The sequence below is a fragment of the Streptosporangium sp. NPDC049078 genome (assembly GCF_040648855.1).
Taxonomy (GTDB): domain Bacteria; phylum Actinomycetota; class Actinomycetes; order Streptosporangiales; family Streptosporangiaceae; genus Streptosporangium.
Map to the genome: position 1 here is coordinate 321,782 of NZ_JBEZEL010000002.1, position 20,646 is coordinate 342,427.

Sequence of the window (20,646 nt, forward strand, 5' to 3'; positions counted from 1 at the left end):
CGGGGCGAGGATGGTCTTACAAGATCCGGAAACGCGCCGGGGCGCGGTGCTTCTCGCACCGCGCCCCGGCCGTACCGATCATCTTTGGCTCATCGACCCTGGGTCAGTAGCCGCCGACGGGCCCCTGGGGATGCACATAGCCGGCAGGGCCGTCGCTCAGATCGCCCTCCTGGGTGCCCTGCGGCTTCTGCGGGCTGCTCTGCCGCTGCTTCGACGGCTTGTCCTCCGCGGGCCTCCCGGCGGCCGGCTCGTTCCCGCCCGTTCCGCCGCCCCCGGCGTTGGCGTTGGTGTTGGTGTTGGCGCCTGAGCCACCGCCTCCGGTGGACGTGTCGTCGCCTCCGGAGGCGACGTCCGCGCTCTTCTTCGGCTTCTGCTTCTCGTCCTGCGGCGAGCTCTGGTCCGGCTCGGGCTCCTGGACCGCCTCCTGGGCGCTGTCCGGCACCGCCGGCGCTCGGGGATCGTCGCCCCCGGCGTTCACGAAGGCGAAGACGGCACCTCCGCCCAGGAGGGCGGCGGCGAGCACGGAGAAGACGGCTATGGCCAGGCCGCTTCTCCGTCGGGGCTTACGGGATTTACGTGACTGTCTGGGCTCGTCGGCGGGTCCGACGATGATCTCTGGCTCCTCGGGACTGCCCGAAGATGGAGGGACGTGCATGGGGAAAACTCCCTGCGGTTCTCGGGGGGAAACCTCCACGGCTTCCGCGGGTGCTGAACCACAGTAGCCACAGCAGGGAAATGCTCGCACATCAATCACGGATGAATCACGAAATATCATCCGTTAAGGGGCCGACGGCTACGGCGCACAGGTACTCCCTGGCAGGAGCGTCGGCGCTGCCGAAATCACCGCCCCCACCGGGGGTTCCGGCGATTCGATCATGGAATCGCACCGCTCGGAGAAGCATCCCAAAAACAATCGGAAGATCTCCTCCGAAGTGAGCAAATCCGAGAAAATCCCTCCTTCAAGGAGAGGGAGCGACGGTCCTCCAGCCGAGGGCACAGGCCCCTGCCGGGAGACGAGCGGGACCTTCTCACCGGGTGGAGCGGGGATTGCGATGACCGGATGCGCCGTGAGCCGCCCCACCGTTCGGCCCGAGCGCTCGCGGCCCACCGACCCCGGAGAACGCCCTCGGCCGCGACGACGAGGCCCGGGGATCACCGGGACCTCGCGGCCGACGACCGTCGTGTCTCCCGAAGGTCCCTCGGAAGGGCGGGACCCCGGAGGTCGGGAGACCGGATCCTCAGGAGACGGAGCAGCCCGAGGCCTCGGGGAGCGGGGCGGGGCGGCCGATCGAGGGCATGCCGAGCATGACCCCGGAACCGGCCCCGGCGGGGGCGCCCTGACGCGCCTGCCAGGCGTCGCCCGCGCGGGTGCGGCGGAGCCTCAGAGCCGGACCGTCGGCGACCAGGTGATGCGGCGCCGCGTACGTGACCTCGGCGCTCACCACGTCACCGGGACGCGGAACCTCCGCACCGGGGGTGAAGTGCACCAGACGGTTGTCGGGGGCCCGCCCCGACATACGGTGGGTCGCCTCGTCCTTGCGCCCCTCGCCCTCGGCGACCAGCACCTCGAGCGTCCGGCCGACCTGCTTCTTGTTCTCCGCCCAGGAGATCTCGGTCTGCAGGGCGACGAGCCGCTCGTAGCGCTCCTGCACGACCTCCTTGGGAATCTGGTCGTCCATGGTGGCGGCGGGGGTGCCAGGCCGGATGGAGTACTGGAACGTGAAGGCGTTGGCGAACCGCGACTCGCGCACCACGTCGAGGGTGCCCTGGAAGTCCTCCTCGGTCTCGCCGGGGAAGCCCACGATGATGTCGGTGGAGATCGCCGCGTCGGGCATCGCCGCGCGGACCCGCTCGATGATGCCCAGGTAGCGCTCGGCCCGGTAGGAACGGCGCATGGCCTTGAGGACCCGGTCGGAGCCCGACTGCAGCGGCATGTGGAGCTGGTGCATCACATTGGGCGTCTCGGCCATGGCCGCGATCACGTCGTCGGTGAAGGCCGCCGGGTGCGGGCTGGTGAAACGGACCCGCTCCAGCCCCTCGATGTCGCCGCAGGCCCGCAGGAGCTTGCCGAAGGCGAGCCGGTCGCCGAACTCCACGCCGTAGGTGTTGACGTTCTGACCGAGGAGGGTGATCTCCAGCACGCCCTGGTCGACCAGGGTGCGCACCTCGTTCAGGATGTCACCGGGACGGCGGTCCTTCTCCTTGCCGCGCAGCGCGGGCACGATGCAGAACGTGCAGGTGTTGTTGCATCCCACGGAGACCGACACCCACGCGGCGTAGGCGGACTCGCGCTTGGTCGGCAGCGTGCTCGGGAAGGTCTCCAGGGATTCCTTGATCTCGACCTGGGCCTCCCGCTGGACGCGCGCCCGCTCGAGCAGCACCGGCAGCGAGCCGATGTTGTGGGTGCCGAACACCACGTCCACCCAGGGCGCCCTGCGGACGATCTCCCCCTGGTCCTTCTGCGCCAGGCAGCCGCCCACGGCGATCTGCATGCCGGGGTTGCCCACCTTCGAGGGACGCAGGTGGCCGAGGTTGCCGTAAAGCTTGTTGTCGGCGTTCTCCCGTACGGCACAGGTGTTGAACACGACCACGTCGGCCGTCTCCCCCTGGGCGGCCGGGACGTATCCGGCGTCTTCCAGGAGGCCCGACAGGCGCTCCGAGTCGTGCACGTTCATCTGGCACCCATAGGTACGGACCTCGTACGTGCGGGCGCTCTCCACGGTGGCAGTCATCTCACGACAAGGGTAGGCGCTCCGCCGAACCTTCAGGTACGCCCTCGACCCACCGAACTCCAGGTAATCGAATGGTCGCCCAGCGTCAATCTTCTCGCTAAGCTGGGGTTCCAAAGCCGCATGCGAGAATTAGGACTCGACCGACAGCTGAGAGTGGTGAGCCACGGTGGCGATGCTCGTGCAGACCTCGGAGGCCCCGTTGAAGGCCAAGAAGCCCACCAAGAAGCCCCGCCGGAAAACAGCGGCGCCGAAAACGGCCATCTGGGAGACCCCAGGCGAACTCAGCCTCGACGAGTGGTCCGAGCTCAACTCGCGAGACGACGGCGGTCGCTACGAGCTCATCGACGGGAGCCTCATCGTGTCCCCCGCTCCCCCCTTCAGACACCAGCGCATCGGAGACCGTCTTCAGACCTATCTGGAGACGGTGACGCCGGAGGATTTGATCCCCGTTACCGCGACAGGTCTTCTCCTGGATCGCAAGCCCGGCGTCATTCCCGATCTGATGGTGGTGGAGGCGGCACCTTTCGAGGAGGGCGCGGAGGTCGCGCAGCCCGAATGGGTCCACCTGGTGGTGGAGATAGTCTCCAGGTCCACTACGGCCACGGATCGGATCATCAAGCACGCGAAATATGCGGAGGTGGGCATCCCTCACTTCTGGCGCGTAGAGATGAAGTCGTTCCGAGGGCAGGGCTCCGACGATCTTCCGGTGATCTTCACGTACGCGCTCGACGAGAACGGCGAATATCAGCTCATCCATCGTGTCGCCGCCGGGACGACCGTGGACCTGACGGAACCCTTCAAGCTCACCCTCGACCCGGCTACCCTGGGCAGGCTCCGATGATCAAGGCGTGAGCAGGACGTGATCTGATCGGTACCGCAGGGTTAGCCTCAGGTGCCCTTTACAGAATTACGTTGTCCAGCATGACGGAGAACGGGGACAAGACTCCTCTGGTCGTGCTTGAAGGTGTCAACAAGCACTTCGGCAGCCTGCACGTCCTTCGGGACATCAATCTGACGATCTCCCGCGGCGAGGTCCTCGTCGTCATCGGCCCGTCGGGCGGCGGCAAGTCGACCCTCTGCCGGACGATCAACCGGCTGGAGGCGATCGACGAGGGGACCATCACCTTCGACGGGCAGCCGCTCGCGGTGGAGGGCAAGACCCTGGCCAAGCTCAGGTCCGAGGTCGGGATGGTGTTCCAGTCCTTCAACCTGTTCGCCCACAAGACGATCCTCGAGAACGTCACCCTTGGGCCGATCAAGGTTCGCGGCGTCGCGAAGGAGGCCGCGGAGCGGCGGGGCATGGAGTTGCTGGAGCGGGTCGGTATCGGCGCCCAGGCGTCGAAGTATCCCGCGCAGCTCTCGGGAGGCCAGCAGCAGCGCGTGGCGATCGCCCGCGCCCTGGCCATGGACCCCAAGATGATCCTGTTCGACGAGCCGACCTCGGCACTCGACCCGGAGATGGTCCAGGAGGTGCTCGACGTCATGATCGGTCTTGCCCAGGAGGGGATGACGATGATGGTCGTCACCCACGAGATGGGCTTCGCCCGCCGCGCGGCGAACCGCGTGGTGTTCATGGCCGAGGGCCAGATCGTGGAGGAGAACACCCCCGAGGAGTTCTTCACCAACGCCCGGACCGACCGGGCCAAGGATTTTCTTTCCAAGATCCTCACTCACTGACGGCCTGCTCACCCCTGATGTTCCTGATGTCCCTGACGAAAAAGAGGTAGCAAGAATGCGTGTACGTCGTATTGGAGCCGTGGTCATCGCAGCCGCGGCGGCGCTGGCCGGCCTGACCGCGTGCGGCGACGACGGCGGCAGCGGAGGCGACAAGTTCGTCGTGGGAATCAAGGTCGACCAGCCTGGTCTCGGCCAGAAGCAGCCTGACGGCTCCTTCAAGGGTTTCGACGTCGATGTCGCCCGCTATATCGCCAAGGAGCTCGGCTACACGGACGACAAGATTGAGTTCAAGGAGGCCATCTCGGCCAACCGTGAGTCCTTCATCCAGCAGGGCCAGGTCAACGCTGTGATCGCGACCTACTCGATCACCGACGACCGCAAGAAGAAGGTCGCCTTCGCCGGCCCGTACCTGGTCACCGGCCAGGACATCCTGACCCGGGCGGACGACACCACGATCAACAGTGTCGAGGACCTCAAGACCAAGAAGGTCTGTGGCGCCCAGGGCTCCTCCTCCCCCGCCCGCCTGGTCGAGAAGTTCGGCGACGAGTGGAAGAGCGGCTTCCTCACCGAGCAGCAGGGCTACGGCGCCTGCCTGCCGCTGCTGGAGAACAAGCAGGTCGACGCGATCTCCACCGACGCGACGATCCTGGCCGGCTTCGCCACCCAGTCTCCCGGCAAGTTCCGCCTCGTCGGCCAGCCCTTCTCCGAGGAGAAGTACGGCATCGGCCTGAAGCTGGAGGACACGGAGACCCGCGAGAAGGTCAACGCGGCCGTGGAGAAGATGTTCACGGACGGCAGCTGGAAGAAGGCCATCGACGCCAACTTCGGCGAGTTCGGCAAGTTCTTCACCAACCCGCCGACCGTCGAGCGCTACTGATTCGGTCACACCTCGGCCGGGGCGTACGGACGCCCCGGCCTGTGACCACGGGAGGGATGAGTGCAGGCACTCTTCGATGAATACCAGGTCATTCTGGACGCTTTCTGGCTGACGATCCGGCTCACCCTCGCCAGCGGCCTGGTGGCGCTCGTGCTCGGGACGATCCTCGCGGGCATGCGGGTCAGCCCGCTGCCGGTCCTTCGCGGGATCGCCACGGCGTACGTGAACACCCTGCGGAACACCCCGCTGACCCTGGTGATCGTGTTCTGCGGGCTGGGGCTCGGCCTGGTCCTGGACGTCTCGTTCTCCGAGAGCCTGTCCACCAACTACCTGTGGCTCTCCATCATCGGACTGTCCGCCTACACGGCGGCGTTCGTCTGCGAGGCGATCCGCGCCGGGATCAACACGGTCCCGGTCGGCCAGGCGGAGGCGGCCCGTGCCATCGGGCTCACCTTCGGACAGAACCTGAGGCTGATCGTGCTGCCCCAGGCGTTCCGCGCGGTGATCGCCCCGCTGGGCAGCGTCCTGATCGCGTTGATCAAGAACACCACGATCGCCGCGGCCATCGGGGTGGGTGAGGCGTCCCTGACCATGAAGACCCTGTTCGAGGCGCACGGCGACGCGGTCATCCAGATCTTCGCCGGGTTCGCGCTGGGCTTCCTGATCCTGACCCTGCCGACCGGGCTGCTGTTCGGGTGGCTCGCCAAGCGCCTGGCGGTGGTCCGATGACCGCGGTGACCACGGAGCGACCCCCGGCACGCAAGCGGCGCGCCGAGAGCTCGGAACGCGTCAGCGTCCTGTACGACATTCCCGGCCCCAGGGCCCGGATCCGCAACAACGTTCTCACCGTGCTCGTCATCCTCGCCGTGCTGTTCGCGGTGTACGTGATGGTGACCAAGCTCGGCGAGAAGAACCAGCTCAGCGCCGAGTTGTGGACGCCGTTCCTGCGCGGCGACGTGTGGATCAACCTGATCCTGCCCGGCCTGGTGAACACGCTCACCGCGGCCGCGGTCGCCGCCCTGATCGCGGTGCCCTTCGGGTTCGTCTTCGGCATCGGCAGGCTCTCCACGAACGCCTGGATCCGGCGCGCCGCCGGTGCGGTCGTCGAGTTCTTCAGGGCGATCCCGCTGCTGATCATGATCTTCGCGGTGATGTTCGGCGGCAGCGCGGTCTTCGGGCTCACCGTGACGCCGTTCTGGGCGGTGGTGATCGGCCTCGTCCTCTACAACGGCTCGGTGCTGGCGGAGATCGTCCGGGCGGGCATCCTGTCGATCCCACGGGGGCAGAGCGAGGCCGCGCTCGCGGTCGGCATGCGTCCCGGCCAGGTGATGCGGATGATCCTGCTGCCGCAGGCGGTCACGGTCATGATGCCGGCGATCGTCGCGCAGCTGGTGGTCCTCCTGAAGGACACCGCCCTCGGCTTCATCGTGTCGTTCGAGGACCTGCTGAACGCGGGGGCACGCGTGCTGCCCTCCAACTTCAACAACATCATTCCCGCTGTGATCGTCATCGCGATCATCTACATCATCATCAACGTGATGGTGGGCGCCGTCGCCACCTGGCTGGAGAGACGGAGCCGTCGCAGCAGGAAGACCGCGGCCAAGCCGATCGCCCGGCCCGACTCGCCGACGGCGGTCGAGGACGGCCCCGGCAACCCCGCGCCGTAGGAGTACGGCAGCCGAAGGGCGGTCACCGGATCCGGTGACCGCCCTTCCGTGTGACAGGTGGGTAAAAACCTCCGCAGGCCGATTTATGCCAGAGATCGGGCCAACCGCCCTCACCTCATCATTCCCCCTGATCTCACGGCCCGCTCGGTTCACCGACGGCATATCTCCGATGACGCGAGCGTGATACCGGCGACACGCGACGGGTTATCGGGCAGGATTACGCCATGTCCCCCGAGCAGGTCGTCCTGCCGTACGCCACGTGGCCGTCGCCGGTCTCCACCTCCGACGTCGCCCGTTCCGGGCTGCGCCTCGGATACCCGACTGTTCTCGGCGAGGAGGTCTGGTGGACCGAGGACCGTCCCGCCGAGGGCGGACGGACCACCATCATGCACCGCAGTGCCGACGGAGCCCAGCGCGAGCTGCTGAGCGCGCCGTGGAGCGCCAGGACCAGGGTCCACGAGTACGGCGGGCGGTCGTACGCGGTGGTGCCCGGCGAGGGCGTGGTGTTCACCAACTTCGTCGACCAGCGCCTCTACCTACTGCCCGCCGGCGGTGAGCCCAGACCCCTCACGCCGGAGCCCGAGGAGCCGGCCGGCCTGCGCTACGCGGACCTGGTCGTCCACGACGGGCAGATCTGGTGCGTGAGGGAGCGTCACGACGACGGCCGGGTGAGCCGGTCGATCGTGTCCATCCCGCTGTCCGGTGAGGACGCGCCGCGCGAGCGGGCCGGCGGCCACGACTTCTACGCCTTCCCCACCCTCTCCCCCGACGGCGAGCACCTCGCCTTCGTCTGCTGGGACCACCCCCGGATGCCGTGGAACGGCACCGAGTTGTGGGTCTCCCGGCTCGCCGACGGCACCGCCTGGAAGGTGCGGGGCGGCGTCTCCGAGTCGGTGCTCGCCCCTCAGTGGCGTGACGAGCAGAGCCTCTACCTGATCTCCGACTGGTCGGGCTGGTGGAACCTCTACCTGGTCGGGATATACGGCACCGAGCCAAGGGCGCTCTACCCGGCGGAGGAGGAGTTCGCGGGTCCGCTGTGGCAGCTCGGCGCGGTGCCGTACGCACCGATGGCCGACGGGAGCCTCGCGGTCCTGCATGGGCGGGGCAACCTGCGTCTGGGGGTCTTCGACCCGGACAGCGGCGTGCTGAGCGACCTGGACGTGCCCTACGAGGGCTGGGACGCGGTGCTCGCCACCGACGGGCACGCCCTGGTCGGAATCGGGTACGGTCCCGCGCTGCCCCGGTCCATCATCCGGGTCGACACCGTGACCGAGCGGGTGGAGGAGCTCCGCAGGGACGTCAACGAGCTGCCCGACGCCGGTTACCTGCCACTCGCCAGGCCCGTGGAGTTCGAGACCCGGTTCGGGCGCGAGGTGCACGCGTTCCTCTACCCTCCGTCCAACCCCGAGGCGCGTGGCGAGGGCCCCGCGCCGTACGTCGTGTTCGTGCACGGCGGGCCGACCGGGCACAGTGTCGGCGCACTCGACCTGGAGAAGGCGTTCTTCACCAGCAGGGGCATCGGTGTGCTCGACGTCAACTACGGCGGTTCCACCGGCTACGGCCGCGTCTATCGCGAGCGGCTGCACGGCCAGTGGGGCGTGGTCGACGTCGAAGACTCGATCGCCGCGGCCGAGTGGCTGGCCGCGGAAGGTCTGGGCGACCCGGCGCGGATCGCGATCAGGGGCGGCAGCGCGGGCGGATGGACGGTCATGGCGGCCTGCTGCGCGTCCGAGGCGTTCGCCGGGGGTGTCTCCTACTACGGCGTGAGCGGACTCGCCAACTTCAGCGCGACCACCCACGACTTCGAGTCACGCTACGTCGAGTGGCTGATCGGCCCGGAGGATCCCGCCCTGTACGCCTCGCGCGAGCCGGTCGGCCGCGTGGCGGGGGTGAGCTGTCCCATGCTGCTCCTGCAGGGGCTGTCCGACCCGGTGGTCCCTCCGGCGCAGTCTCAGGCCTTCGTCGACGCTCTCACCGAACGCGGCGTCCCCTGCACCTACCTCACGTTCGAGGGCGAGGCCCACGGGTTCCGCCGTGCCGAGACCCGTAGTGCGGCCCTCGCCACCGAGCTCGCCTTCTATCAGCAGATCTTCCACTCCTGACCGGTCGGCGAGGTCAGCGGCTCAACGGGTTTTCAGCGGTTCGGCGGGGGCGACGGTTCGGCGGGGTCAGCGGGCGAACTCGGTGGCCCGCGATTCACGGACGACCGTGATGCGGATCTGGCCGGGGTAGGTGAGCTCCTCCTCGACCTGTTTGGCGACATCTCGGGCGATCACCTGGGCCTGGATGTCGTCGACCGCGTCGGGCTTCACCATCACCCTGATCTCCCGCCCCGCCTGCATGGCGAAGACCTTCTCGACGCCCTCGTAGGAGGTGGCGATCTCCTCAAGCCGCTCCAGTCGCTTGACGTAGGCCTCCAGCGACTCGCGGCGGGCTCCGGGGCGGCCGCCGCTGATCGCGTCGGCGGCCTGGGTGAGGACGGCCTCGACCGTCTTGACCTCGACCTCGTTGTGGTGGGCCTCGATGGCGTGGACGACGTCCTCGTGCTCGCCGTAGCGTCTGGCGATCTCGGCGCCGATGAGCGCGTGGCTGCCCTCGACCTCATGGGTGAGCGCCTTGCCGATGTCGTGCAGGAGCGTGCAGCGCTTGAGCAGTGTCGTGTCGAGCCGCAGCTCGGCCGCCATGATTCCGGCGATGTGGGCGGACTCGATGAGGTGACCGAGCACGTTCTGGCCGTAGGAGGTGCGGTAACGAAGCTGGCCGAGAAGGGTGACCAGCTCGGGATGCATATCGGTGATGCCGAGCTCCACCAAGGCGTCCTCACCGGCGCGCACGCACAATTCCTGGACCTCCGCCTTGCTGCGCTCGTGGGCCTCCTCGATGCGCTGCGGATGGATGCGCCCGTCGAGGACGAGTTTCTCCAGGGTCAGTCGCGCGGTCTCCCTGCGGACCGGGTCGAAGCACGACAGCAACACGGCTTCCGGTGTGTCGTCGATGATCAGGTTGACGCCGGTGGTCGACTCGAAGGCGCGGATGTTGCGGCCCTCACGGCCGATGATGCGCCCCTTCATCTCGTCACCCGGCAGGTGCAGAACGCTCACCACGGACTCGGCGGTCTGCTCGGTGGCCACCCGCTGGACCGCCAATGTGACGATCTTGGTGGCGCGCTTCTCACCCTCCTTGCGGGCCTCGCTCTCGATCTCCCTGATGATCAGCGCGGCCTCGCGCTTGGCCTGGTTCTCGATCTCTCGGACCAACTCGGCCTTGGCCTGGTCGCTGGTGAGTCCGGACACCCGCTCCAGGATGGTCTTACGCTCCTCGGCGACCCGTTCGAGATCCTCACGGCGGTCGGCCAGCTCGACCTCCGTCTCGGCGAGCTTGCGGGCCCGGTCGGTCTGGCGCCTGGCCTCCTCGTCGAGACGCTGCTCCCGCTCGGCGAGCCGGTTCTCCCTGCGTTCGAGGTCGGACCGGAGCTCCTTGAGCTCGTACTTCAGGATCTTGCCCTCGGCCTCGGCCTCCTTGCGCATCTCCGCCGCCGCCTCGACCGCCGTCTCCGACTTGCGCAGGAGCTCTCCGGCGTCATCCCTGGCTCTCGCCCGAATGTCGGCGGCCTCGCGCCTGGCCTCCTCCAGATGGGTCTCGGCCTCGGCCTCCTGCTCAGGGGTGGGGCCCTTCTGCACGGGCCCGGCTCCACCGATACGACGCAGCAACACGACCAGCACGGCTGTCATCACGGCGAGAGCCACAACCGTCACTACCAACATGACGACCACGACCGGATCCATGCGCGCCTCACCTTCCTCGCGTCGCAAATATCAGGCACACGAGGGGTCACACGCACGGCACGGAAAGTCCAGGTGGCAGCGCTGTCGGGACAGAAGTGACCCCAGAGGGGATCACCTACCGGCTCTTCCCGCCGGTCCGTCGTTCCGTCCTCATCCGCCAAGCCTGTTTGCCCGTACTACACCGCTATGACAATCCGCACTGCGCGGAGTAACTCCTCACTGCCGTTGAGATTAAGCGTCAGAGAGGTAACGAGCAAGCAAAGACCCGCTGTCAAGCTGCTTTGGACTAGTCAAGCGGATAGCCCGAATCATCCGTGAATGACGATGTTTCCGCACCCTCGTCCTCCAGCACTTCGCGGATGACGCGAAAGGCCAGGCCGGGGCCGTATCCCTTCCGGGCGAGCATGCCGGCCAGTCTGCGAGTCCTGACCGCGGGCTCCAGGCTTCGGGTCGAGGAGAGCTTGCGCCGAACGAGGCGACGGGCGGTCTCCGCCTCCTCCTCGGGATCGAGCTGATCCACCGCTTCCTTCACGGTCTCCTCTTCCACCCCGCGATGGCGGAGCTCCGAGGCGAGGGCCTTTCTGGCGAGCCCCCGCCCGGCGTGGCGTGAACTCACCCATGCCGCGGCGAACGCCTCGTCGTCGATGAGTCCGACCTCGGAGAAGCGGTCCAGCACGGCGTCCGCCGCCTCCTGTGGCACCTCACGCTTGCGCAGCGCCTCCGCGAGCTGGGCTCGGGTGCGCGGCGCCATGGTCAGCAGCCGCAGACAGATGCCTCGCGCCACCGCCTGCGGGTCGGCCTCGGACTTCCGGCTCACCCCTGCCCGCTCGGCCGATCCGTCGGACCCGCCTGGTCCGTCGGGGCCGTCGGATCCTTCGGGAAGGAAACCCGGGGTAGCCCTCCCTGAGCGCCGCCCGCCACGACGGGAGGCACGTTTCCTCCGGCCGCGGGGTGCGTCGCCCGCAGCTTCCGCGGTCTCCTCGCGGAACCCTTCCTCGAAAGCGGACGAACCGAAGTCGCGCCCACGCCTGCCCGGTGAGGCCGCCCGAGGTTCGTCGGGCCAGGCGCCCCAGTCTCTCGGCCCGGCCTGGTCGGCCGGACCGGAGTCAGGTCCCGTCGTCATCGATCAGCCCGGACTCAGGCGTCACCCGGCTTGGGAGTGGCGGCCTTGGAACCGCGACCGGACCCGGCGGAAGACGCGGCACCGGCCGCACGGCCGGACGCGGCGGCCGGGGCCGAAGCCGCGGGGACGGGCGACGGGGCGGCCGGGCTGTCAAGGCGCGGGCCGACACCCAGCTTCTCCTTGATCTTCTTCTCGATCTCGTTCGCCATGTCCGGGTGGCTCTTGAGGAAGTTTCGCGCGTTCTCCTTGCCCTGGCCGAGCTGGTCACCCTCGTAGGTGTACCAGGCGCCGGACTTGCGGACGAAACCGTGCTCGACACCCATGTCGATCAGGCCACCCTCGCGGGAGATGCCGACGCCGTAGAGGATGTCGAAGTCGGCCACCCGGAAGGGCGGGGCCATCTTGTTCTTGACGATCTTCACCCGGGTGCGGTTGCCGACCGCCTCAGTGCCGTCCTTCAGCGTCTCGATGCGGCGGATGTCGAGACGGACCGAGGCGTAGAACTTCAGCGCCTTTCCACCGGTCGTGGTCTCGGGCGAACCGAACATCACGCCGATCTTCTCGCGGAGCTGGTTGATGAAGATCGCGGTGGTGCCGGTGTTGTTGAGCGCGCCGGCGACCTTGCGCAGCGCCTGGGACATCAGGCGGGCCTGGAGGCCGACGTGGCTGTCGCCCATCTCGCCCTCGATCTCGGCCTTGGGCACCAGTGCGGCGACCGAGTCGATGACCAGCAGGTCGACGGCGCCGGACCGGATCAGCATGTCGGCGATCTCCAGCGCCTGCTCACCGGTGTCGGGCTGGGAGACGAGCAGCGCGTCGGTGTCGACGCCCAGCTTCTGGGCGTACTCCGGGTCGAGCGCGTGCTCGGCGTCGATGAACGCGGCGATGCCGCCGCCGCGCTGGGCGTTGGCCACCGCGTGCAGGGCGACCGTGGTCTTGCCCGAGGACTCGGGACCGTAGACCTCGACGATGCGGCCGCGTGGGAAACCTCCGATGCCGAGGGCCACGTCGAGCGCGATGGAGCCGGTGGGAATCACCTCGATGGGAGCCCGGGTCTCGTCGCCCAGGCGCATGATCGAGCCCTTGCCGAACTGACGCTCGATCTGAGCGAGTGCGGTCTCAAGCGCCTTCTCGCGGTCGTTAGCTGCCATGGGAGCCCCCTGAAGGGTCGCGGGTTGGATCGGTTGCCAGAAAGCTACGGGGTGCCGCCGACAATTTCGGGAGGGCACGCCAGGAGTGGTGGCCTGTTCAATATAGCCGAACGACTGTTCGATCGCCGCCCGTTGGCACCACGGGTTGCGGGAGTCGCGAACCATCGCGGAGGTCACCCGCGCACGACCGGGCACGACCGGGCGCGACCGGGCGCCGACGAACACAGACGGACGCGGACGAACACGAGTGGGCGCGGACGGCGGGTCCGCCTTGACGGTCCAGATGTCGCGTGGCGGTCCGACGAACACGGGGGCGCGGACGGCGGAGCCACCAGCGAGGCGTGCGTGACACCGGGTGCGACAGGCATCATCGGGCATGAATGGCTACGAAACACATGAATAGCCGGTAACTGGCATAGAACACCACAGGTCTACGCAACCAGGCACGGGCGGCGGGGCCGCCGACGAGGCGCGTGGCGCCAGGCGCCGTGGGCACCGGCGGCGGGAGAACCGCCCCGGAGAACCCGGAACCCATCCGAAAGGCGACATTTCCAAGAATTACCTGGAGCCTGTTGTAACCGGGCTGACCTGGGGTGATCCTGAGGGGAAACGACCCGAGGTGCCCGACGTGCCCAACGCGTTCACACAGCAACGCCTAGCCCATCTCGACTCCCTCGCCGCCGAACTGCGACAACGGGGGATGGCGAGCCGCACCCTCGGCGGCACCGCCCCCGTGCTGTGGGTGTGGCATCCCGACAGTCACCGGCAGACGATCGTCTTCGCCACGCCGGTCAAGGACGGCTGGCTGTTCCTGTGGGCACCGGACGGCGAGGAGAGCGCCGACGATCCCGCGCACGCGGCCGAGGTGGTGGAGAGGCTCCTCGTCCCGCTTCCCGAATCCTGACCGGCTCTCAGCGGAGCCTGGGCGAGACGTCGGTCACCCCGCACACGGCGTGCCAGACCTCCTTCGCCCCCACGCCGTCGGCCAGCGCCTGGACCACGGTCCGACCGCCGAGGTCGGCGATGACGTAGTCGTTGGCCCATGAATCGGCGTACCGGTCACCGAAGTGTGACTTCATCCGCTTCCAGAATTCCGACAGGCGCATACCCCAAGTATGGGTCCACTCCGGGGTGGGGGAGCCCGTTCCGAGACGCCGCCTGACCGCGAACCACCCCGTCTCCCGATCTCCCGTCCAGGCCCGCCGGGACCGGGACGGGAGACGTACGGGGAAGGGCCGTCGCCGGTGAGAACGCGGGCGGCCGAGGTCCGGGGTGAGGAGGCGGAGTCGTCAGAGCACTCGGGAGCCGTACATCTCGCCGAGGGGGTCGGCGAGCAGCTCCAGGCGTGCGCCGTCGGGGTCGGCGAAGTAGATGGACGCGCCACTCTCGACCTGGTGCGGCACTCCCGCCGCCTCCAGCTTGCCCCGCAGGCGCTCCCACGTGGAGGGATCGACGGAGATGGCGATGTGGTGGAGCCCGCCGAGAACCTCTTTGTAGGGGCCGAGGTCCAGGCCGGGGAAGTCGAAGAAGGCGAGGAGGTTGCCGTTGCCGATGTCGAAGAAGAAGTGGTTCGACCCCCGGTAGTCGCGGTTCTCGAAGATCTCCGTGAGCGGGAACTCCAGGAGGTCCTGGTAGAACGCGATCGTCGTCTCGACGTCGGAGGAGATCAGCGCGAAGTGGTGCAACCCCCTCGCACTGCTCGGAGGGCGGTGCTCCCTGAGGTGCTCCGCCTTGATCCGCTCGCGTGTCGCCTCGATGGCCTGATGGTCGATGCTCACCGTTAGCTCACCACTCAATGCGTCGTGTGTTCGTCAAAGTCGTGTCCGTGACGACAGGGGGCCAACCTATCCCGGACGCCATGTCATGGCCGCAGGGCGTCGGGAAGACCCCCGGGAGACGTGATCTCCCTCGTTCCCGCCGCGAGGCCGGTTCGTGTGTCCGCAGGTGACGCGCGGTCCGTCCACTCCCGCCCGCCGGTCGGCGGTGGCGGGTTCTGTCGGTGGGACCGTGCAGTATGGGCGGTGACCCGGTTGGTCGGCCGGACCGGGAGCCAGGGGGGCGGCGATGAGCGAGACAACGGGCACGGGCGGCGCGCTCGACCACTTCACCCGGATGACCAGAGACTGGTTCACCGGGGCGTTCTCCGCGCCGACCGCCGCGCAGGAGGGGGCGTGGGCGGCGATCGCCCGGGGTGACAACACCCTGGTGGTCGCGCCCACCGGCTCCGGCAAGACGCTCGCCGCCTTCCTGTGGTCGCTCGACCGGCTCGCCTCCGCCCCTCCCCCCGACGCCGAGACCTCCGGTACGGGTCAGGCGGGCGGTGCGGGCTCGCGGCGCGGGCGGGGGCGTTCTCGCGGGGACGGCGAGCCGGCGAGGCGGTGCCGGGTCCTGTACGTGTCGCCGCTCAAGGCTCTCGCCGTCGACGTCGAGCGCAACCTCCGGGCCCCGCTCGCCGGGCTGAGGCAGACCGCGCGGCGGCTCGGTCTGCCGGTGCCGGAGATCTCGGTGGCGATCCGGTCGGGCGACACCTCCCCCGAGGAGCGGCGCCGGTTCGCGACCAGGCCGTCCGACATCCTGATCACCACCCCCGAGTCGCTGTTCCTGCTGCTCACCAGCCAGGCCCGCGAGGCGTTACGCGACGTGGATACGGTCGTCGTCGACGAGGTGCACGCGGTGGCGGCCACCAAGCGCGGCGCGCACCTCGCCCTCAGCCTGGAGCGGCTCGACACCCTCCTGTCCAGGCCCGCCCAGCGGATCGGCCTGTCCGCGACCGTGCGCCCGGTGAGCGAGGTGGCCGCCTTCCTGGGTGGGACGCGCCCGGCGACAGTGGTCCAGCCGCCCTCCGAGAAGGAGATCGCGGTCGAGGTGGTCGTCCCGATCGAGGACATGACCGAGCTCGACACACCTCCTCCCGCCCCCGCCCCCGACGACGACCGCTGGCTGACGGAGACCCCGGCCAGGCGGTCGATCTGGCCGCATGTGGAGGAGCGGCTGTTCGAGCTGATCGGCGACCACGCTTCCACGATCGTGTTCGCCAACTCCCGGCGGCTCGCGGAGAGACTGTGCACCCGCCTCAACGAGCTGGCGTGGGAGCGACGGGACGACGGCGGGGAGCGGGCGGCGGCGGAGGGCGCGGGAGCGGAGCCGGTGCACTGGGCCGAGGGGTTCCCCGTGCCACCGGCCTCCATCTCCACCCCTGCGGCGATGATGGCGCAGGCCGGTGCGGCCAAGGGGGTCGTCCCTGAGATCGTGAGAGCCCACCACGGTTCGGTGTCGAAGGAGGAGCGCTCCCAGATCGAGGAGGCGCTCAAGTCCGGGCGGCTGCCCGCCGTGGTCGCGACCTCCAGCCTGGAGCTCGGCATCGACATGGGCGCGGTCGACCTGGTGGCGTGTGTCGGGGCACCGCCGAGCGTGGCGAGCGGCCTGCAGCGGATCGGCCGGGCCGGGCACCAGGTGGGGGCCGTCTCGCGCGGCGTGATCTTCCCCAAATACCGGGGGGACCTGGTCCAGACGGCGGTGGTGGCCGAGCGGATGAGGAGCGGGGAGATCGAGGATCTGCGCTACCCGCGCAACCCCCTCGACGTGCTCGCCCAGCAGATCGTCGCGATGACCGCGCTGGACGAGTGGACGGTCGACGAGCTGGAGGAGGTCGTGCGGCGGGCCGCCCCCTACCGGACGCTGCCCAGGAGCGCGCTGGAGGCGACGCTCGACATGCTCGCCGGGCGATACCCGAGCGAGGAGTTCGCCGAGCTGCGGCCGCGCATCGTCTGGGACCGGGTGACCGGCACCCTGCGGGGCCGTCCCGGAGCCCAGCGGCTCGCGGTCACCAACGGTGGCACGATCCCCGACCGGGGGTTGTTCGGAGTGTTCCTGGTCGGGGAGAAGTCCTCCCGGGTGGGCGAGCTGGACGAGGAGATGGTCTACGAGTCGCGGGCCGGGGACGTGTTCGTGCTGGGCGCGACCTCCTGGCGGATCGAGGAGATCACGGCCGATCGGGTGCTGGTCACGCCCGCCCCCGGCCAGCCGGGAAAGCTCCCGTTCTGGCACGGCGACACCGCGGGGCGGCCCGCGGAGCTGGGGAGGGCCATCGGCGCGTTCCTCCGCGAGATGTCGGCGGCGGGCGCGGACGCCGGAGTGGGAGGCGGGGGCACCCGGAGCCCGGGGACGGGAGCGGCGAAAGCCGAAGACGGAGCGGCGGAGGCGAGAAGCGCCGGAGCGGGAGGGACGGGGAAGACCGGAGCGGGAGGCACGGGAGACGGAGAGAGGAGGAAAGCGAAAGCGGGGGACGGGAAGACGGGGAAGGCCGAAGCGGGCGACGCGGCGCGGGAGGGCGCCCTGGAGAGGATCAGGGCGGCGGGACTGGACGAGTTCGCCGCGGCCAACCTGCTCTCCTACCTGGCCGAGCAGCGGCAGGCGACCGGCTACGTGCCGGACGACAGGACGTTGCTGGTCGAGCGCTTCCACGACGAGCTGGGCGACTGGCGGGTGGTGGTGCACTCCCCGTACGGTGCCCGGGTGCACGCGCCGTGGGCGCTGGCGATCGGGCGGCGGCTGCGGGAGCGCTACGGCGTCGACGTGCAGGCCGTGCACTCCGACGACGGGATCGTGCTGCGTGTTCCCGACACGCTCTCCGATCCTCCGTCCGATGTCGCGATCTTCGACGCGGACGAGATCGAGCGGATCGTCACCGAGGAGCTGGGCGGCTCGGCGCTGTTCGCGGCGCGGTTCCGCGAGTGCGCGGGAAGATCCCTGCTGTTGCCGCGCCGCGTGCCGGGCAGGCGGTCGCCGCTCTGGCAGCAGCGGCAGCGCGCCTCACACCTGCTGAGCGTGGCGGGCCGCTACGGGTCGTTCCCGGTGGTGCTGGAGACGATGCGCGAGTGCCTCCAGGACGTGTTCGACGTGCCGGGGCTGGTCCGGCTGATGCGTGACATCGAGGCGCGGCGGGTCCGGCTGGTGGAGGTCGAGACCGGCCAGGCGTCGCCGTTCGCGGCGTCGCTGCTGTTCAACTACATCGGCGCGTTCATGTACGAGGGCGACGCCCCGCTGGCCGAGCGACGCGCCCAGGCTCTCGCGCTCGACACGAGCCTGCTGGCCGAGCTGCTCGGCCAGGCGGACCTGCGCGAGCTGCTCGACCTCGATGTGATCACCGACACCGAGCGGGAGCTGGCCCGGCTGGACAGGCCGCTGCGCGACGCCGAGGACCTGGCCGACCTGCTTCGCTCCCACGGCCCCCTCGTGGCCGAGGACGTCGGCGTGCGCGAGGGCGACCCCGCGTGGCTGACCGCGCTGGAGGGCTCCCGGCGGGCCATCAGGGTGCGGGTGGCGGGGCAGGAGCGGTGGGCGGCGATCGAGGACGCCGCCCGGCTGCGCGACGCGCTCGGCGTGCCGCTGCCCGTGGGTGTGCCGCACGCGTTCCTGGAGCCGGTCGACGATCCGCTGGGCGACCTGCTCGCCCGGCACGCCCGTACGCGCGCCCCCTTCCTCGCGAGCACCGCCGCGGCCAGGTTCGGCCTCGGTGCCGCGGTCGTCACCGAGGCGCTGCGCCGCCTGGCCGCCTCGGGGCGGGTGGTGAGCGGGGAGTTCAGGCCGGGGGGCCGCGGTGAAGAGTGGTGTGACGCGGGGGTGCTGCGGATGCTGCGCCGCCGGTCCCTCGCCAGGCTCCGCAAGGAGGTGGAGCCGGTCTCCCCGGAGACCCTGGCCGCCTTCGCGCCCGCCTGGCACGGCATCAGCGGCTCTCCCCCACGGGGCAGGCCGCCGATCGACGCGCTGGTGGGCGCGATCGAGCAGTTGCAGGGTGCGGCGGTGCCCGCGTCGGCGTTGGAGACGCTCATCCTGCCCTCGCGGGTGCCCGGATACGACCCGTCGCTCCTGGACGAGCTGACCGCCTCGGGCGAGGTGGTCTGGGCAGGGCAGGGGTCCCTGCCCGGCGGTGACGGCTGGGTGTCGCTCTACTTCGCCGACACCGCGCCGCTGCTGATGCCCCCTCCCGCCGACGTCACCCTGACGCCGGTGCACGAGGCGGTGCTGGAGGTTCTCGGCGGCGGGGGCGCGCTGTTCTTCCGCGAGCTGGGCAGCCGGGTCGGCGCGCTCCTGACCGGTTCCGTCCCGGACGACCGCGCCCTGTCCGCCGCCGTGTGGGATCTGGTGTGGTCGGGCCGGATCACCGGTGACACGCTCGCGCCGCTGCGGGCCGTCCTCGGAACGGGACGCCCCGCGCACCGCCCGGCCCCGACCAGGCGCCGTCGGGCGGTGCTGCCGACGAGGAGCGGCCCGCCCACCGTGAGCGGGCGCTGGTGGGCACTGCCCGCCCTCGCGGAGGACACCACCCAGCGCGCCCACGCCCAGGCCGAGGTGCTGCTGGAGCGACACGGCGTGGTGACCAGGGGAGCGGTGACCGCCGAACGGCTGCCGGGCGGGTTCGCCGCCGTCTACCAGGTGCTTCGCGCCTTCGAGGAGAGCGGCCGATGCCGTAGGGGTTACTTCGTGGAAGGGCTGGGCGGCGCCCAGTTCGCCCTTCCCGGCGCCGTCGACCGGATGCGCTCCACATCCCTCTCCCCCACCTCGCCGGAGACGGCGCCGGCGCCCGACCCGTGGAGCACGCGGAAGCCGGAGAGGGCGGAGGCGAGCACCCGGCGGGCGGTGGTGCTGGCGGCCGCCGACCCGGCCAATCCGTACGGCGCGGCCCTGCCGTGGCCCGCCCATCCCGGGGAGGTGTCCCACAAGCCGGGCAGAAAGGCCGGGTCCCTGGTGGTGCTCGTCGACGGGCACCTCGCCCTCTACGTCGAGCGCGGCGGCAAGACCCTGCTCTCCTTCTCGGGTGACGATCGTCTCCAGCCCGCCGTCGACGCCCTCGCGCTCGCCGTGCGCGACGGCGCCCTGGGCAAGCTCACCGTCGAGCGGGCGGACGGCACCGCCGTCAACGACTCCCCCCTGGGCGCGGCCCTGGAGTCCGCCGGGTTCCATCCGACCCCGAGAGGGCTGCGTCTGCGGGCATAGGGCACCGTGACCTGTCGTCCGGTCCCATCTCGCGTCGACGCGCGTGCCACGTGACCTGTCATCCGGCCCTCGTATCGATACGTGCGCTCCATGTCCCGTTGTCCGGTCCCGCCCGTATCGATACGCGCGCTCCATGACCCGTCATCTGGTCTTGCCCGTGTCGGCGCGTGTGCTCGGCGAGGCGATTGCAGTCGTCCACCACTGGTTCGCAACCGGAGGTTGGGACATTGGCCGCGTTGTCAGATCGAAAGGGGAAACAACGATGGCCAAGGCCAAGCCTCAGCTGTCCGAGCTGGCCGGGATCGGCACCGAGCTGGAGGAGAGCCAGCTCGCGCAGGTCAACGGTGGGTACTACTGGGATTTCTACCACTGGGAGGACTTCGCCCCCGGTGGCTGGGCGTACTGACGCCGCGCGGGTAGCCGGACAGGCATGAGAGGACGGGGCGTGGTCGTCGACCGCGCCCCGTCCGTTTTCTCTTCACCCGTTCCTTCCGGCCCTCTCCGAAAGAGGGCCGGGGTTACGCCGCTCAGGACGGGGTCGTCGTCTTCCTGATCGGTTCCGGGAGTAAGCCATCCGGCGGACTCCCGGTGGTGGCCGCCGGCAGGTGAGCACTCTGTGTTCCCTGGCCTTGAGTCCT

Annotated in this window: 15 protein-coding genes and 1 pseudogene; 9 read left to right on the forward strand and 7 right to left on the reverse strand. The window is 69.6% G+C overall.

Features of this window, described 5'->3' with window-relative positions:
• Positions 1-103 precede the first annotated feature (103 nt).
• The gene (locus AB0B90_RS04425; RefSeq protein WP_362920774.1) at positions 104-655 is read right to left on the reverse strand and encodes a hypothetical protein; all 552 of its coding nucleotides are present in this window, start codon (positions 653-655) and stop codon (positions 104-106) included.
• Between the two features lie 583 nt (positions 656-1,238).
• A complete protein-coding gene (gene miaB, locus AB0B90_RS04430; RefSeq protein WP_350944626.1) occupies positions 1,239-2,732 on the reverse strand; it encodes a tRNA (N6-isopentenyl adenosine(37)-C2)-methylthiotransferase MiaB in 1,494 nt (497 codons plus the stop codon).
• 172 nt (positions 2,733-2,904) lie between these two features.
• Between miaB and AB0B90_RS04435 the strand changes: the two genes are divergently transcribed.
• The 6 genes from AB0B90_RS04435 to AB0B90_RS04460 all read left to right on the forward strand — a co-directional run bounded on the left by AB0B90_RS04435 (position 2,905) and on the right by AB0B90_RS04460 (position 9,055).
• Positions 2,905-3,573, forward strand: coding sequence for a Uma2 family endonuclease (locus AB0B90_RS04435; RefSeq protein ID WP_362920877.1), 669 nt, complete (start codon positions 2,905-2,907; stop codon positions 3,571-3,573).
• An 80-nt stretch (positions 3,574-3,653) separates the two neighbouring features.
• On the forward strand, positions 3,654-4,409 hold the full coding sequence (locus tag AB0B90_RS04440; protein ID WP_350944629.1) for an amino acid ABC transporter ATP-binding protein: 756 nt from the start codon (positions 3,654-3,656) through the stop codon (positions 4,407-4,409).
• A 79-nt stretch (positions 4,410-4,488) separates the two neighbouring features.
• Positions 4,489-5,286: a glutamate ABC transporter substrate-binding protein gene (locus AB0B90_RS04445; RefSeq protein WP_350944630.1), complete on the forward strand. Its 798-nt coding sequence runs from the start codon at positions 4,489-4,491 to the stop codon at positions 5,284-5,286.
• Between the two features lie 60 nt (positions 5,287-5,346).
• Positions 5,347-6,015, forward strand: a complete 669-nt coding sequence (locus tag AB0B90_RS04450; RefSeq protein WP_350944631.1) for an amino acid ABC transporter permease — start codon at positions 5,347-5,349, stop codon at positions 6,013-6,015.
• Positions 6,012-6,953, forward strand: coding sequence for an amino acid ABC transporter permease (locus AB0B90_RS04455; RefSeq protein ID WP_350944632.1), 942 nt, complete (start codon positions 6,012-6,014; stop codon positions 6,951-6,953). The genes AB0B90_RS04450 and AB0B90_RS04455 overlap by 4 nt, the downstream gene beginning before the upstream one ends.
• Before the next feature lie 224 nt (positions 6,954-7,177).
• On the forward strand, positions 7,178-9,055 hold the full coding sequence (locus tag AB0B90_RS04460) for a prolyl oligopeptidase family serine peptidase (RefSeq protein ID WP_350944634.1): 1,878 nt from the start codon (positions 7,178-7,180) through the stop codon (positions 9,053-9,055).
• A 66-nt stretch (positions 9,056-9,121) separates the two neighbouring features.
• On the opposite strand, the gene rny is transcribed toward AB0B90_RS04460, so the two are convergent.
• The 3 genes and pseudogenes from rny to recA form a co-directional block, all read right to left on the reverse strand.
• Positions 9,122-10,738, reverse strand: a complete 1,617-nt coding sequence (gene rny / locus AB0B90_RS04465; protein WP_350944636.1) for a ribonuclease Y — start codon at positions 10,736-10,738, stop codon at positions 9,122-9,124.
• Between the two features lie 286 nt (positions 10,739-11,024).
• Positions 11,025-11,861 (reverse strand): recombination regulator RecX, encoded by an 837-nt coding sequence (gene recX, locus AB0B90_RS04470; RefSeq protein WP_350944638.1) that lies wholly within the window; start codon positions 11,859-11,861, stop codon positions 11,025-11,027.
• A gap of 164 nt (positions 11,862-12,025) precedes the next feature.
• Positions 12,026-13,012 (reverse strand): annotated as a pseudogene (recA, locus tag AB0B90_RS04475) (recombinase RecA); the annotation flags it as partial.
• Between the two features lie 628 nt (positions 13,013-13,640).
• Here recA and AB0B90_RS04480 point away from each other — a divergent pair.
• The gene (locus AB0B90_RS04480; RefSeq protein WP_350944639.1) at positions 13,641-13,916 is read left to right on the forward strand and encodes a hypothetical protein; all 276 of its coding nucleotides are present in this window, start codon (positions 13,641-13,643) and stop codon (positions 13,914-13,916) included.
• 7 nt (positions 13,917-13,923) lie between these two features.
• Here the strand turns inward: AB0B90_RS04480 and AB0B90_RS04485 are convergent, their stop codons facing one another.
• Entirely contained in the window at positions 13,924-14,118 is a 195-nt protein-coding gene (locus AB0B90_RS04485) for a DUF3046 domain-containing protein (RefSeq protein WP_350944641.1), read from the reverse strand.
• A 183-nt stretch (positions 14,119-14,301) separates the two neighbouring features.
• A complete protein-coding gene (locus tag AB0B90_RS04490; protein WP_350944643.1) occupies positions 14,302-14,790 on the reverse strand; it encodes a VOC family protein in 489 nt (162 codons plus the stop codon).
• Positions 14,791-15,076: 286 nt separating this feature from the next.
• On the opposite strand from AB0B90_RS04490, the gene AB0B90_RS04495 reads away from it, so the two are divergent.
• Both AB0B90_RS04495 and AB0B90_RS04500 read left to right on the forward strand, forming a co-directional pair.
• Positions 15,077-20,008 (forward strand): ATP-dependent helicase, encoded by a 4,932-nt coding sequence (locus tag AB0B90_RS04495; RefSeq protein ID WP_362920778.1) that lies wholly within the window; start codon positions 15,077-15,079, stop codon positions 20,006-20,008.
• Positions 20,009-20,270: 262 nt separating this feature from the next.
• Positions 20,271-20,414, forward strand: a complete 144-nt coding sequence (locus AB0B90_RS04500) for a hypothetical protein (RefSeq protein WP_350944646.1) — start codon at positions 20,271-20,273, stop codon at positions 20,412-20,414.
• Positions 20,415-20,646 lie beyond the last annotated feature (232 nt).

Coding starts and splice junctions, on each gene's coding strand:
- AB0B90_RS04425 (WP_362920774.1), bottom strand. CDS start 655: ATGCACGTCCCTCCATCTTCGGGCAGTCCCGAGGAGCCAGAGATCATC.
- miaB (WP_350944626.1), bottom strand. CDS start 2,732: ATGACTGCCACCGTGGAGAGCGCCCGCACGTACGAGGTCCGTACCTAT.
- AB0B90_RS04435 (WP_362920877.1), top strand. CDS start 2,905: ATGCTCGTGCAGACCTCGGAGGCCCCGTTGAAGGCCAAGAAGCCCACC.
- AB0B90_RS04440 (WP_350944629.1), top strand. CDS start 3,654: ATGACGGAGAACGGGGACAAGACTCCTCTGGTCGTGCTTGAAGGTGTC.
- AB0B90_RS04455 (WP_350944632.1), top strand. CDS start 6,012: ATGACCGCGGTGACCACGGAGCGACCCCCGGCACGCAAGCGGCGCGCC.
- AB0B90_RS04460 (WP_350944634.1), top strand. CDS start 7,178: ATGTCCCCCGAGCAGGTCGTCCTGCCGTACGCCACGTGGCCGTCGCCG.
- rny (WP_350944636.1), bottom strand. CDS start 10,738: ATGGATCCGGTCGTGGTCGTCATGTTGGTAGTGACGGTTGTGGCTCTC.
- recX (WP_350944638.1), bottom strand. CDS start 11,861: ATGACGACGGGACCTGACTCCGGTCCGGCCGACCAGGCCGGGCCGAGA.
- AB0B90_RS04485 (WP_350944641.1), bottom strand. CDS start 14,118: ATGCGCCTGTCGGAATTCTGGAAGCGGATGAAGTCACACTTCGGTGAC.
- AB0B90_RS04495 (WP_362920778.1), top strand. CDS start 15,077: ATGAGCGAGACAACGGGCACGGGCGGCGCGCTCGACCACTTCACCCGG.
- AB0B90_RS04500 (WP_350944646.1), top strand. CDS start 20,271: ATGGCCAAGGCCAAGCCTCAGCTGTCCGAGCTGGCCGGGATCGGCACC.